The organism is Citrobacter sp. R56, assembly GCF_016811995.1.
In the GTDB taxonomy this organism is placed as follows: domain Bacteria; phylum Pseudomonadota; class Gammaproteobacteria; order Enterobacterales; family Enterobacteriaceae; genus Citrobacter_D; species Citrobacter_D enshiensis.
Window position 1 is genome coordinate 340,516 of sequence record NZ_CP069159.1, and the last position, 13,931, is coordinate 354,446.

At 53.8% G+C, this 13,931-nt stretch carries 14 protein-coding genes and 1 pseudogene; 8 read left to right on the top strand and 7 right to left on the bottom strand.

What is annotated here, in order from left to right; genetic code table 11:
* Positions 1 to 5: 5 nt before the first annotated feature.
* Positions 6 to 1,187: an MFS transporter TsgA gene (gene tsgA / locus JM656_RS01525; RefSeq protein WP_203359752.1), complete on the bottom strand. Its 1,182-nt coding sequence runs from the start codon at positions 1,185 to 1,187 to the stop codon at positions 6 to 8.
* A gap of 266 nt (positions 1,188 to 1,453) precedes the next feature.
* On the opposite strand from tsgA, the gene ppiA reads away from it, so the two are divergent.
* The 5 genes from ppiA to JM656_RS01550 all read left to right on the top strand — a co-directional run bounded on the left by ppiA (position 1,454) and on the right by JM656_RS01550 (position 4,793).
* A complete protein-coding gene (ppiA, locus tag JM656_RS01530) occupies positions 1,454 to 2,026 on the top strand; it encodes a peptidylprolyl isomerase A (RefSeq protein ID WP_162383502.1) in 573 nt (190 codons plus the stop codon).
* Positions 2,027 to 2,132: 106 nt separating this feature from the next.
* On the top strand, positions 2,133 to 2,300 hold the full coding sequence (locus JM656_RS01535) for a YhfG family protein (protein ID WP_203359753.1): 168 nt from the start codon (positions 2,133 to 2,135) through the stop codon (positions 2,298 to 2,300).
* Positions 2,290 to 2,892, top strand: a complete 603-nt coding sequence (locus JM656_RS01540) for a putative adenosine monophosphate-protein transferase Fic (protein ID WP_203359754.1) — start codon at positions 2,290 to 2,292, stop codon at positions 2,890 to 2,892. The genes JM656_RS01535 and JM656_RS01540 overlap by 11 nt, the downstream gene beginning before the upstream one ends.
* A 31-nt stretch (positions 2,893 to 2,923) precedes the next feature.
* The gene (gene pabA / locus JM656_RS01545) at positions 2,924 to 3,487 is read left to right on the top strand and encodes an aminodeoxychorismate synthase component 2 (RefSeq protein WP_203359755.1); all 564 of its coding nucleotides are present in this window, start codon (positions 2,924 to 2,926) and stop codon (positions 3,485 to 3,487) included.
* Positions 3,488 to 3,572: 85 nt separating this feature from the next.
* The gene (locus tag JM656_RS01550) at positions 3,573 to 4,793 is read left to right on the top strand and encodes an aspartate aminotransferase family protein (protein WP_203359756.1); all 1,221 of its coding nucleotides are present in this window, start codon (positions 3,573 to 3,575) and stop codon (positions 4,791 to 4,793) included.
* Here the strand turns inward: JM656_RS01550 and JM656_RS01555 are convergent.
* Together JM656_RS01555 and crp are read right to left on the bottom strand one after the other, a co-directional pair.
* A complete protein-coding gene (locus JM656_RS01555; protein WP_203361193.1) occupies positions 4,783 to 6,870 on the bottom strand; it encodes a YccS/YhfK family putative transporter in 2,088 nt (695 codons plus the stop codon). The genes JM656_RS01550 and JM656_RS01555 overlap by 11 nt on opposite strands.
* Positions 6,871 to 6,921: 51 nt before the next feature.
* Positions 6,922 to 7,554: a cAMP-activated global transcriptional regulator CRP gene (gene crp, locus JM656_RS01560; protein WP_000242758.1), complete on the bottom strand. Its 633-nt coding sequence runs from the start codon at positions 7,552 to 7,554 to the stop codon at positions 6,922 to 6,924.
* 308 nt (positions 7,555 to 7,862) lie between these two features.
* Between crp and JM656_RS01565 the strand changes: the two genes are divergently transcribed.
* On the top strand, positions 7,863 to 8,267 hold the full coding sequence (locus tag JM656_RS01565) for an OsmC family protein (RefSeq protein ID WP_192614277.1): 405 nt from the start codon (positions 7,863 to 7,865) through the stop codon (positions 8,265 to 8,267).
* A 46-nt stretch (positions 8,268 to 8,313) separates the two neighbouring features.
* Here JM656_RS01565 and JM656_RS01570 read toward each other — a convergent pair whose 3' ends face one another.
* From JM656_RS01570 to JM656_RS01585, 4 genes and pseudogenes are all read right to left on the bottom strand, one after another.
* Complete coding sequence (locus JM656_RS01570; RefSeq protein WP_203359757.1) at positions 8,314 to 9,183, bottom strand: phosphoribulokinase; 870 nt, start codon at positions 9,181 to 9,183, stop codon at positions 8,314 to 8,316.
* Between the two features lie 53 nt (positions 9,184 to 9,236).
* Positions 9,237 to 9,455, bottom strand: coding sequence for a YheU family protein (locus JM656_RS01575; RefSeq protein ID WP_203359758.1), 219 nt, complete (start codon positions 9,453 to 9,455; stop codon positions 9,237 to 9,239).
* 2 nt (positions 9,456 to 9,457) lie between these two features.
* Positions 9,458 to 10,520: pseudogene (locus JM656_RS01580) on the bottom strand (hydrolase).
* Positions 10,521 to 10,555: 35 nt separating this feature from the next.
* Positions 10,556 to 11,275 (bottom strand): NUDIX domain-containing protein, encoded by a 720-nt coding sequence (locus JM656_RS01585; RefSeq protein WP_203359760.1) that lies wholly within the window; start codon positions 11,273 to 11,275, stop codon positions 10,556 to 10,558.
* 194 nt (positions 11,276 to 11,469) lie between these two features.
* On the opposite strand from JM656_RS01585, the gene prs reads away from it, so the two are divergent.
* Positions 11,470 to 12,327: a ribose-phosphate diphosphokinase gene (gene prs / locus JM656_RS01590; protein ID WP_203359761.1), complete on the top strand. Its 858-nt coding sequence runs from the start codon at positions 11,470 to 11,472 to the stop codon at positions 12,325 to 12,327.
* 13 nt (positions 12,328 to 12,340) lie between these two features.
* Positions 12,341 to 13,831 carry a nicotinate phosphoribosyltransferase gene (locus tag JM656_RS01595; protein ID WP_203359762.1) on the top strand — a complete coding sequence of 497 codons (1,491 nt, stop codon included), beginning with the start codon at positions 12,341 to 12,343 and terminating at the stop codon, positions 13,829 to 13,831.
* Positions 13,832 to 13,931: the final 100 nt, after the last annotated feature.

Here is a 13,931-nt window from a genome sequence, read left to right on the forward strand (position 1 = left end):
AGAACTTAGTGGGCTGCCGGGACGTTATGTTGACGATGACGGGTGACGAATCCGAGGATAAAACACATCGCAAAGACGACCGCATACAGACCATTCGCAGTGATCAACGCCGCCTGCGGGCCGCTGTGCGCCACAATTGGCCCCGTAACCACAAAGGTCAACATCGTGCCTATGGTGCCGCAGGTCAGAATAAAGTTAACCAGTTTTGGCGAGGCGACTTTGGTCTGCTGTGAACCGAGAGTGATGATGGTGGTATAAATGGCGCTGGAGAAGAAGCCCAGCGTCAATATAAACCACGGCATATGTTCTGGTGTGCCGGTAATAAACAGGTACATCAGCACGGTTGCCAGACCTGCCAGCACCGTCAGAATGCGCTGCAGGTCAAAGAAACGCAGAATGAAGCTGAATCCCCACATCCCGAACATGTACGACATCCAGAAATCGCTGACCAGCGTACCGGCATCATTCAGGCTCATGCCCAGGCTTTTGGCGTATTCCGGCACCCAGGAGATAAAACACAACTGACCGAGGATGTAGCACAGGGCTGCAATGGCCAGGAACAGCACGCCGATGCCCCATTTTTCTTTCGCCACAGGGGTTTCGGTTTGCTGTGCATGTTTACCCAGCGCCGGGAATTCACACCCGAAGGTCAGAATGAAAATGGCCGCATAGACCAGACCGATGCAGGCATAAACCCAGTACCACTCAATGCTGCGTGCCAGCAGGTAGGCGGCGACCATCGGGAAAATCATCCCAGCCATGCTAAAGAAAGAGTCGGTAAACAACAGTCGTGAACCACGCTGACGACCTTCGTACATCTGCGTGATCAGGAACGTACCGATCGACATGGTGATGCCGCTGACCAGCCCCAGAACAAACATGGCGGCAGAAAACAGCGCCAGACTATGGCCGAACATCAGTCCGGCAACCGCCAGTAGCATCAGGATAAATCCAAAACGCAGCTGTGTTTTCAGCGGGACAATTTCCATCAGCCAGGCATTGAGGAAGATAGAGATCAAAATACCGGCATTGAGGAAGGTGAAAGTGTTGCTCATACTGGAAACAGGCAGATGGAAGTAATCTGCAATGTTTCCCATCACCATACCGGTGACAATTACCAACGCCCCTGTCAGGGCGTAGGAGAGAAAGCTAATCCATGTGAGCTTGATACGATTGCTGTTAGTCATGACTGGCCTGTGTATAGAGGTGTAAAGCGCGTTGACAGCGCAATGGGCGGGCAGATTTTAGGCGTTTTAGTGACGCATTTAAATATTTATTAGTAATTGATTCAGCTGTTGCATTTTTTAAAGTGACATTTGTCACAAAAAATTAGACGACCTGAAATGACAGGAGGATTCGATACGTAAAATTAAGTAAAGGGATGGCCTTGTCATGGAAGGCTCTTTAGAATCAATCCACTTGCTTTTGTTTCTGCTCCCGTTAAGGAAATCTCATGCTCAAATCGACTCTGGCGGCTGTTGCAGCTGTTCTCGCTCTTTCCGCTCTCTCTCCTGCAGCGCTGGCAGCGAAAGGTGATCCACACGTTCTGCTGACAACCTCTGCCGGTAATATTGAGCTGGAGCTGAATAGCCAGAAAGCGCCTGTTTCAGTACAAAATTTTGTCGATTATGTAAACAGTGGTTTCTACAATAACACCACGTTTCACCGTGTGATCCCCGGCTTTATGGTCCAGGGCGGCGGTTTTAACGAACAAATGCAGCAGAAGAAACCTAACCCGCCAATCAAAAATGAAGCGGATAACGGTTTACGTAACACCCGTGGCACCATTGCGATGGCGCGTACGGCCGACAAAGACAGCGCCACCAGCCAGTTCTTTATCAACATCGCGGACAATGCTTTCCTCGATCACGGCCAGCGTGACTTCGGCTATGCCGTTTTCGGTAAAGTCGTGAAAGGCATGGATGTGGCGGACAAAATCTCTCAGGTCCAGACCCACGACGTGGGCCCTTATCAAAATGTTCCGTCAAAACCGGTTGTTATCCTTTCCGCGAAAGTTCTGCCGTAATCGCATTTTGCGCGGGTTGTTGATACCCGCGCTATTCCCGACCTCTGCGTAACCCGAAATTGCTGCTTATACTTGTGGCAAGTGAAGGCGCATTCAGGGAGGTCACGTGAAAAAGCTCACCGATAAACAAAAATCTCGTCTCTGGAAACATCTGCGAAACGCCAATTTCCAGGCCAGTCGCCGTCTTGAAGGTGTTGAAACCCCACTGGTTACTCTGACCGCTGAGGAAGCCCTTGTACGTCTTGAGGCGTTGAGGAGGCACTATGAGCGATAAATTCGGTGAAGGACGCGACCCCTATCTTTACGATGGTCTCGATGTCATGCGTAACCGTTTAGGCATCCACCAGGTTCAGCGTCTGGAGCTGGCGGCATATGAACTGACGGCGTTACGCGCCGCGACCATCGAACTGGGGCCGCGGGTCCGTGGTTTACCCTACCTGTGCGCTATTCATCGCCAACTCTATCAGGACATTTTCGACTGGGCGGGAAAGTTACGTGAAGTGGATATCTATCAGGGGGACACGCCTTTCTGCCATTTTGCCTGGATCGAAAAAGAGGGCAATGCCCTGATGCAGGATCTGGAAGAAGAAGGGTATCTGCTCGGATTGCCGAAAGAGAAATTCGTCGTCAGGCTCGCGCATTACTATTGCGAGATCAATATGCTGCATCCGTTTCGTATTGGCAGTGGTCTGGCTCAGCGCATCTTCTTTGAACAACTGGCGATTCATGCTGGTTACACGCTGACCTGGGACGGTATTCAGGTGGATGAATGGAATCAGGCCAACCAGAGTGGCGCCATGGGCGACCTTTCGGCATTGCAGGCAATATTTCGTAAAGTGGTGAGCGAAGCTGAGGAAACTGAGTAGAATAGCGCGGTTCTAACGTACCGGAGCCGCCATGATCCTGCTAATCGACAACTACGATTCTTTCACCTGGAACCTCTACCAGTATTTTTGCGAGCTTGGCGCTTACGTGCTGGTCAAACGGAATGACGAGTTGACGCTGGCACAAATCGACGCACTCAATCCGCAAAAGATCGTGATTTCTCCTGGCCCCTGCACGCCCAACGAGGCCGGAATTTCGCTGGATGTGATTCGCCATTATGCCGGACGGCTGCCCATCCTGGGCGTGTGTCTGGGCCACCAGGCCATGGCGCAGGCGTTTGGCGCGACCATCGTTCGGGCAGCTAAAGTCATGCATGGTAAAACCTCACCGATAACCCATACCGGTCAGGGGGTTTTCCTGGGGTTGCCGACGCCATTGTGTGTGACGCGTTACCATTCTCTGGTGATTGACCCGGCCACGCTACCCGCCTGTTTTGACGTCACCGCCTGGAGTGAAACCCGGGAAATTATGGGCATTCGCCATCGGGAATGGGATCTGGAAGGTGTCCAGTTTCATCCAGAAAGCATTCTCAGCGAGCAGGGGCATCAGCTACTGGCAAATTTCCTCCAGCGCTGATTTGTGGTTGCTATCTAATGATTTTTTATGCATATTTTGTGATTATAATTTCACGTTAATTTCTGCATAACTGGGTGGTCATAAGATGGCAACTGAACAAACTGCAATTACACGCGCGACTTTTGATGAGGTTATTCTGCCGATTTATGCACCGGCGGAGTTTATTCCGGTAAAAGGCAAAGGCAGCCGCGTTTGGGATCAACAAGGAAAGGAATACGTTGATTTTGCTGGCGGGATTGCAGTAACAGCGTTGGGGCATTGTCACCCGGCGCTGGTTGAGGCGCTGAAAACCCAGGGCGAAACGTTGTGGCACACCAGTAACGTCTTCACGAATGAACCGGCGCTACGACTGGGGCGTAAGCTTATCGACGCGACGTTTGCAGAACGCGTGCTGTTCATGAACTCGGGTACAGAAGCGAATGAGACGGCCTTCAAACTGGCGCGTCACTACGCCTGCGTGCGTCACAGTCCGTTCAAAACCAAAATCATCGCCTTCCATAACGCGTTTCACGGTCGCTCACTGTTCACCGTAACGGTTGGCGGCCAGCCGAAGTATTCCGATGGTTTTGGACCGAAACCGGCTGACATCGTCCATGTTCCCTTTAACGATCTCCATGCGGTGAAAGCCGTGATGGATGACCATACCTGCGCGGTGGTGGTGGAGCCCATCCAGGGGGAAGGGGGATTAACGGCGGCAACCCCCGAGTTCCTGAAAGGACTGCGCGAGTTGTGTGACCAGCATCAGGCATTGCTGGTCTTTGATGAAGTGCAGTGCGGTATGGGGCGTACAGGCTCCCTGTTTGCGTATATGCACTATGGCGTGACGCCGGATATTCTGACCAGCGCCAAGGCGCTTGGCGGCGGGTTCCCGGTGAGCGCTATGCTGACCACGCAGGAGATTGCCTCTGCGTTTCACGTTGGTTCTCACGGTTCCACCTACGGTGGTAACCCGCTGGCCTGCGCGGTTGCTGGCGCAGCGTTCGATATTATTAATACGCCAGATGTGCTGGACGGTATTCAGACGAAACGGCAGAAATTTGTTCAGCATTTGCAGAAAATTGACGAGCAATACGACGTCTTCAGCGACATTCGCGGGATGGGACTGCTGATTGGGGCAGAGTTGAAGCCGCAATATCAGGGACGAGCGCGTGAGTTTCTTTATGCGGGCGCGAATGAAGGCGTGATGGTGCTGAATGCCGGTCCGGATGTGATGCGCTTCGCCCCTTCGCTGGTGGTGGAAGAGGCGGATATCGACGAGGGAATGCAGCGTTTCGCGCAGGCCGTCGCGAAAGTCGTTAGCTCTTAATATCCCGTAACCGACGGCTGAGCCAGATCCCGTGGTGAGGCCGTTGGCGCCAGGCGACCGACGAAATGGTGTGCATGGTGTTCAGGTGGCCCAGTATGCGCTGCAGGTGTTGTTCCAGGGTACTTAATGGCCCATGGGAGAGCATCTCTGGCGCTTCCAGAATATTCACATCGCCAGAGCCGCCCGGTCCGTCATACTCCAGACGCTGCTGGCAGCGCTGGAGCGCAATTTCACACGATTCCAGATAGCGTTGCGCAAGGTCTGGCGTCAGCATCGTATGTTCCCGCGCCAGCGTTGTCATCGCATTGATGTGCTCGACAATAAACTGGCTGTGCGTTACCCACAGTTTCATATCTGCCAGATAGTGCGCGTTAAATCCGGGTTCCTGCATGGCCTGATTCAGCGAGTTGTACAGCGTGTTGTGCGCCTGATTGACACGCATACGCTGATACGCGAGCGGTGTTGCCTGTGGATTGCTGCTGAGGATCAGGCGTATAGCTTCCTGGTCGGCTTCCAGCGCATCGTGGGCGTTTTTGCGCAACAGACCGCTCTGCCACTGCGGCCACAGCCAGACCGTTCCGCCAAACGCGATCAGGCAGCCAATCACCGTATCAATAAACCGCGGCACAATGTACTGCTCGCCATTTAACGTCAACAATTGCAGGGTATACACCGCAGTGACCGTAAACCCGACCGTTGCCCAGCCGTAGTTTTTACGAATGATCAGATAGCTCACCAGCGTAATGACCAGCATGCCCGCCAGCGTGAAGCCTTCAGGGATGTGGAAGTGTAGCGTCACACCCGCAATCACCAACCCGACCAGCGTGCCCGCCGAACGGTGTAGTATGCGAACCCGCGTCGCGCCGTAGCCGTTTTGCGTTACAAACAGCACCGTCATCAGGATCCAGTACGGTTTCGGCAGATGTAACGCGCTGCCCATCAGACTGGCGATACTCAGCATGACGCTGATGCGCCCGGCATTTCGCAAAGCGGGCGATTTGAAGGACAGATAGTTTTTTAGCGCCGGGATCAGCGGGAGTCGGCGTTGTTTATCCGCCATCAGGTCGCGGGCATAGAGTGGGCGTTGGGTCCGCAATACACGGGCAATGCGGCTAAAGTGCCAGTAACAGAACTGACCCACCGGGTTATCGGGATGCTGGTTGGCGATTTTCTCCAGCGCGCCAATCTGCTTTTCCATGGAAAAGCGAGTCGGCAGACGGTGATACAGAATGTCATCCGCCAGGATGCGCAAGCGCGCAGCGACCGTTTGCGCGTTCCAGCGAATCACCTGCTCCGCATGGCTGCGTTCGACCAGTTTTTGCACCTCTTCCGGCTGATGCAGGCTGACCGAGATATGTTCCTGTAAGTCCAGCGCTTCCTGGAAGGCCCGCAGCAGGCGTTTATATTCATTGTTGTGATGCGCCGACAGCATGTGCATTTGCTGGTAACACTGGGTGATGAGATCTACCGCTTTCTGTTGGCGCACCAACAAGGGTGGCAGCGCTTTTTCAGGATCGGCGTGCTGGGTGAGCAGACTGTATTTGGCTTCGCAGTAGTCGGCCAGCTCGCGGTACAACAAACTGAGCGACTCGCGTAGCGGTTGTTCACGCCAGAGCCAGAACCAAAACCAGTTAAAAAGCCCGTACCACAGGGTGCCCAGGGCATAGATCAGCAACGGCTCCCAGACGGGCATGTTACCAGCCAGGCTTAGCGTGAAAATAGCGGCGATAAGCGAGGCAGGCAGGAGTCGGGCATGCAAGGCGCTGAGTTCCGCCGTCACGCCAAGAATCAGCGTTAAACCTGTCAGAATCAGCGGTAGCGGTATTGCTTGCGCGAGCAGTAGCTGCATGACCAGGCTGCATCCGGCAAACAGCGATGCGCCAATGACTAAGCGTTTGAAAAAGCGTTTGTGGGGGGTATCAAGCCCGGCAATGTTGCAGCAGGCGGGAACGAGAGAAAAGAGCAATCCCAGATGCAACTGGCCAATGATAAGGCCGATCGCCACAGGCAAACACAGCACCAGCGTTTGCCGCAGTGCGTAGTTGATTTCAGGGTGATAAATCAGTCTTCGCCACATCGGTGCCAACAAAAATGGCGCATTACAGGGTAATACGCCATTTCGACGGGGTTAACGAGTGCCGTAGACGACGATGGTCTTACCGTGCGCGGAGATCAGGTTCTGATCTTCCAGCATTTTCAGAATACGACCAACGGTTTCGCGAGAACAGCCAACGATCTGACCGATCTCCTGACGGGTGATTTTGATTTGCATGCCGTCCGGGTGAGTCATCGCATCGGGTTGTTTCGCCAGGTTCAGCAGAGTCTGAGCGATACGACCAGTTACGTCGAGGAAGGCAAGGTTGCCGACTTTTTCAGACGTAACTTGCAGGCGACGAGCCATCTGGGAAGACAGGCGCATCAGAATATCCGGGTTCACCTGGATCAGTTGGCGAAATTTTTTGTAGGAGATTTCAGCGACTTCACAGGCCGTTTTTGCACGTACCCATGCACTGCGTTCCTGGCCTTCTTCAAACAGGCCCAATTCGCCAATGAAATCGCCCTGATTCAGATAAGAAAGGATCATCTCTTTCCCTTCTTCGTCTTTAATCAGCACAGCCACTGAGCCTTTAACGATGTAGTACAACGTTTCTGCTTTTTCACCCTGGTGAATCAGCGTGCTCTTCGACGGGTACTTATGAATGTGGCAATGAGACAAGAACCATTCGAGAGTCGGGTCTGTTTGCGGTTTGCCAAGCACCATGCGCGGTTATCCTCTGTTATAAGCTGTCTCCAGAGCCAGAAAACGACGCTGTCTCTGGGGTTGCCAAAATATGCTTCCCGCTGCCAGGGAAGGGGGCTGCTAAAAATGTACTGCAGCCTGTAATGTGATGTCCTCTGCATACATGCAGTACGTCAATGTATTACTGTAGCATCCTGACTGTTTTAGCATAGCTTTCGCCGTGTGTCTCCTGGTGTCTCGCTTCAGCATGATGCAGGTCGCCTTCCATTGCGAGATTTGTTATGTCCGCGTAATCTGTCAGGAAAATTGAAACATTGGAGTTACGAAATATGCAAGCGCGTGTGAAATGGGTCGAAGGGCTAACCTTCCTGGGAGAGTCTGCTTCCGGCCACCAGATTTTGATGGATGGTAACTCCGGTGATAAAGCGCCGAGTCCGATGGAAATGGTGTTAATGGCCGCGGGTGGCTGCAGTGCGATTGATGTGGTGTCTATTTTGCAAAAGGGGCGCCAGGACGTGACCAACTGCGAAGTGAAGCTCACATCCGAGCGTCGTGAAGAGGCGCCGCGCCTGTTCACCCATATCAATCTGCATTTCATTGTGACCGGCAATGATCTGAAAGATGCCGCCGTTTCGCGCGCTGTTGATCTTTCAGCAGAAAAATATTGTTCTGTTGCGTTGATGCTGGAAAAAGCGGTGAATATCACGCACTCATACGAAGTGATTGCCGCGTGATCTCAGGTTGCCGGAGGGCGTGACGCTTATCCGGCAACGCTGCGCATTATTCGATTTTTTTGCCTTCCATCAGTCGCTGAACCAGCGGCAGCATAATCAACTCCATCGCCAGTCCCATTTTGCCGCCCGGCACGACTAATGTATTGATATGAGAAATAAATGAACCCTGAAGCATCGCCAGCAACCAGGGAAAATCGATCCCTTCCAGATTACGAAAATGAATAACGACAAAGCTCTCGTCTAATGACGGGATGCCTTTTGCCGCGAAGGGATTCGAGGTGTCCACAGTGGGCACGCGCTGAAAGTTAATATGCGTACGGGAGAACTGCGGGGTGATGTAGTTGATGTAATCATCCATTGAGCGAACCACCGAATCCATCACCGCCTCGCGGGAGTGCCCACGTTCGCTGGTGTCGCGGATCAGTTTCTGTATCCACTCCAGGTTAACGATCGGTACTACGCCAACCAGTAAATCCACATGGCGCGCCACGTTATGGTGCGGCGTCACCACGCCGCCGTGCAGCCCTTCATAGAACAGGACGTCGGTCGGTTCAGGTAAGGGCTGCCACGGCGTGAAGGTTCCCGGCACCTGATTCCACGGTACTGCTTCATCGTAGGTATGCAGATATTTCCGCGACTGGCCTTTACCCACTTGTCCGTACTCGCTGAACGTTTGTTCCAGCAGACCAAAATCATTGGCTTCGGGGCCGAAATAACTGATATGCCGCCCGGCGTCCCGCGCTTTGCGGATCGCCATGTCCATTTCCGGGCGTGTATAGCGATGAAAACTGTCGCCTTCCACCTCGGCGGCGCGCAGATTTAACTGTGAAAAAATTTTACGGAACGCGAGGCTGGTGGTGGTGGTCCCCGCGCCGCTGGACCCTGTTACCGCAATCACCGGATGTTTGGCAGACATAACAACTCCATGAATAAACACTCGTTTTAGTATAGTCGGCCCTCAGCGGCGAATTACTCGTGCAACTGCTTTTTGGGCATAATATTGACCGTTTCGTGGAGTTCGGACCACACCAGAACGGCCTCGCCACACTGTAGCTGACGTTTGACGTCGGCGACTTTTTGCGCAAGCGAACGTTCATGTTCACCATAATCGGTGCCTTCGCGCAATACAAAGCTTTCAATCAGGTTATCCAGCGTTTCAGGGGACAACTCCTGCCAGGGGATCATCATGATTATGCTTCCAGATACGTGGTGAGCCAGTCAGGGATTCGCGATTCAAGCCACATTTCAGGGCGGCGCAGCGTCCCGCCGATAAAGCCGACATGCCCGCCATGCTCGGTTAATTGATACTCTACCTGCGGCGGAAGATTCTCGGGGTTCGGGATCACATGACTGTCCATAAACGGATCGTCTTTCGCGTGAATAATCAGCGTGGGTTTGGCGATCTGATTGAGCAACGGCATGGCGCTACATTGACGATAATAGTCTATCGCATCAGCAAAACCGTGAATTTTGGCGGTAATCAGATCATCAAAATCACGGATACGCCGTACCGCTTTTAGCTGCGCCAGGTTGACAGGGAGCGTGCCGGGATAGGCCGCCAGTTTGCGTGACGCGTTGGCTTTGAGCAGATTGAGCAGATAGCGCTGGTAAACGCGCGAAAACCCTTTTTCCATGTGATAGCTGCAGGCTTCAAGCACGAAAGGTGCAGAGACAATCACTGCCGCATCGACAGGAATCCCCCGACCTTCTTTCGCCAGCAGGCAGGCCAGCATATTGCCGCCGAGCGAATAGCCAACCGCCGCGGTAGGAACACGACCAAACTCGTGTTGCAGCCACTGTAAAAACCAGGTGCCGTCTTCCGTTTCCCCGGAGTGATAAATGCGATTCAGGCGATTGGGTTCGCCGCTGCAACCGCGAAAGTGCATCACGACACCCAGCCATCCACGCTTTTGTGCGGCCTCTATGAGTCCGTGGGCATACGGGCTGTTCAGACTACCTTCAAGACCATGAAACACCACCAGACGTGGTTTGTGCTTCGCCTGATGCGGATCTTCACTCCATGCCAGATCGACAAAATCGCCGTCAGGTAATTCCAGGCGTTGCCAGTGTGGGCTGAACTGCACTTTACGGCGGATCAGTCGTGGGAGCATCGTTTGTAGATGGCGATTGCTGATGCCGCGCATCGGGCGGAACTCATACGAATCAGCGTCGGTCGGGGTCATTTCTGTGGGGGTGATTTCAACCATAGCACCAGAGCAATTAATCATCGGGAAGAATAACTATACCGCGCACACGGCTGGCAGGTTAGCCAATATGTGATTTTACGCTTAGTCAGTCAGGAGGTTACGTGAGAAAAGATGGATGTCCACCCCGGGTTTACGCCGCCAGAGACGGGCTTTACGCGTCCCTGTCGCCGCACTTTCCCCTGTCTCTTCAAACATGCCCGACGCCTCAAAACGGCGAATCAGACTTTTACGCTGAATGGCCTGACCCAGAATGATTTCGGTCGCCTCCTGCAACTGACCCTGGGTAAACGACGCCGGCAGACAGTAGACGGGCAGTAACGAGTACATCGTTTTTTGCCGTAGGCGATGCAGCGCTGAGGCAATGATGTTCTCGTGGTCGAACGCCAGAGGATATTCGGCAAGCTTGTCGACCGGCACCCAGCGGGCGTCGCTAACGCTGGCGATATGCGGCGCGCAATCTTCCCAGGCGATCAGCGCGAACCAGGTGACGGTCAGGCTCCAGCCGCGCGGGTCGCGGTCGGGTCCGGAGACGGTATCCAGTTGCTCCAGCCATGAAGGGGAAACCCCTGTTTTTTCTGTCAGCTTACGTAACGCCGTCGCGCGGGTGGAATCATCGCGTGCCATATCAATAAAACCGCCAGGCAATCCCCAGCGCCCTTTCTGCGGCTGCTTTGCCCGTTCGACCAGCAGGACACACAGCGTTTGTTCATGCAGGGTGAACAACACGCTATCCACTGTGACCAGGGGAGAAGGAAAGCGGCTGGCATCGTACTGGTTCAGATAGTCGGCTTCGGTTGTCATAAGGCACTCACGGTGATGTGGAACGTTCACAAGTGTACCAGCACAACATCAGGCGGCAAGGCGCGTTTTTTTCCATTACTTATCAGCTGATTAACTTCTCTGTGAAAAATTAATCAATTTTGCGCTTGCTTAATATGTGTCTTAAGGACATTATTAATTGTGTCGAAGGGACACAATTAAGGGCGGGATGAGATATGAGCGAAAAATTGACATTAACGCTGGATGAGCAGGTCTACGCCATTGCCAGCGGTGTTTTTCCGGATGGCGCTGTCTGGCTGAAGGTGACGGAGACGTTACCGCCCTCCGCTCGTCTGATGCGCATTCGCGCAGCGGCGATGCGTGATATGAACGATTTCATGCTGCTGGCGCAACTGGTTGAGGCGGTACGTCATCAGACGGATGTGTTGGTGAGTCATCTTGAACTTCCCTGGCTGCCGTGGGCGCGTCAGGACCGCCATATGGTTACCGGTGACAGCTTTGCACTGAAAGTCTTTGCCCGTCAGCTCAACACGCTGAAGTTCGACAAGGTGAAAGTGCTCGACCCGCATAGCGACGCTGCAGCGGCGGCGATAGATAACATGATCGCTGTGCCACAGGAAGCCTGCCTGATGCAAAGCGCGACTCTGCGCCGTCAGTTTCAACAACATGCGCTGATGCTGGTGGCACCGGATGCCGGGTCGCTGAAGAAAATCGATGCTGTGGCCAGAGCCGCAGGGGCAGCAGAGTACGCCATTTTGAGCAAAAAACGCGATGTGGCGAGCGGCAATCTGACCGGCTTCTCGCTGGTGGCGGGAGACGTGAAGGACAGGGATGTGCTGATTGTCGACGACCTGTGCGACGCGGGCGGCACCTTCATTGGTTCGGCGCAGGTGTTACGTGATGCCGGAGCGCGCAGTGTCAGTCTGTACGTGACGCATGGCATCTTCTCGAAAGGTGTTGAGCACCTGTTTGCCAATGGCATTGATGCCCTCTACACCACCACCTCGTTGGCTGCACCGACGCTGGCGCATCCGCAGCTTGAACTTATCGACATTGACGCGATTTACCGCTGAGGGAGACAACATAATGAAAATGAATCCAATTCTGGCTATCGACGGCTACAAAGTCTCCCACCGCGTGCAGTATCCGCAGGGAACCACCCGGGTGTATTCCAACTTCACGCCGCGCAGCGATCGCTATTTTCAGTCGCCGTTGCCGGACGGCAAGTTGGTGTTCTTTGGTCTGCAGGGCTTTTTACAGTGGTTTCTGGTCGATCTGTTTAACGAGGCCTTCTTTGCCCGTCCGGAAGACGAGGTGGTCAACGAATATAAGCAGGTGATGGACAGTTATCTCGGTCGCGATGCCGTCGCCGTCGATCATATTCGCGCGCTGCATCAGTTGGGCTACCTGCCGCTGCATATTAAGGCGCTGGATGAAGGCACTAAAGTGCCCATGGCGGTACCGGTTCTCACCATTATCAACACCAAACCCGAGTTTTTCTGGTTGGTAAATTACCTGGAAACTGTACTGTCGGCGGAACTCTGGAAAGCCTCAACGAACGCCACCATTGCTCACCATTACCGCAAAATTTGCGCGCATTGGGCAGAGAAAACCTGTAGCAACCTGACGCATCTCGATTTTCAGTGCCATGATTTTTCGTTTCGCGGCATGGCCGGTCTCCAGGACACCATGCAGGCGGGCAGTGGGCATCTGTTGAGTTTTAAAGGCACGGATAGCATTCCGTCGCTGTTGTATGCCCGTGATTACTACACCGACGGCGACGCCTATTTTATCGGCGCCAGTATTCCGGCGACCGAACACAGCGTGATGTGCATGGGCGAGCGCGAACATGAGATTGAAACGTTCCGTCGGCTGATTGTCGATCTTTACCCGCAGGGTTTTGTGTCGATAGTGTCTGATACCTGGGACTACTGGCAGGTGCTGACGGAGTATACCCGTGAACTCAAAAATACCATTCTGGCGCGGGAAGGGCGGGTGGTCTTTCGCCCCGACAGCGGTGATCCGGTGGAGATCCTTTGCGGCACCGGGATGGACGAGGATGATCGCGCCGACCGCAGCCCACAAGAGAAAGGATCGGTGGAAGTGCTGTGGGAGATTTTTGGCGGCACGATCAATGAGAAAGGTTATAAGGTGCTCGACCCGCACGTAGGGTTGATTTATGGCGACTCCATCACCCTTGAACGGGCGAATGAGATCCTACGGCGGCTGGAGGCGAAAGGGTTTGCCAGTTCGAACGTGGTCTTCGGAGTCGGTTCTTTCACCTATCAGTACAACACGCGCGACACCTTTGGTTTTGCGATGAAAGCGACCTGGGGAGAGGTCGACGGCAACGGCCGTACAATCTTTAAAGCGCCGAAAACCGATAATGGACTGAAACGTTCTGCCCGCGGATTGCTGCGCGTTGCGCGTGATGAACAGGGCGAGTTACGCCTGCACGATGAACAAAGCTGGGTTCAGGAGCAGGAGGGTGAACTGAAGACGCGTTTCCTCGATGGGGCACTGTTCAACCGCGAACATTTTGAACAAATCCGCCAGCGGCTGGCGACGCAGCGCTGATTCACCTCGCCTGGTTCTCAGGTAGCAGACCGGATGGCGACGCTTCAACGTCGCTATCCGGTAATCATTGTGAATCAGTCCGTAGGCCGGATAAGGCGTG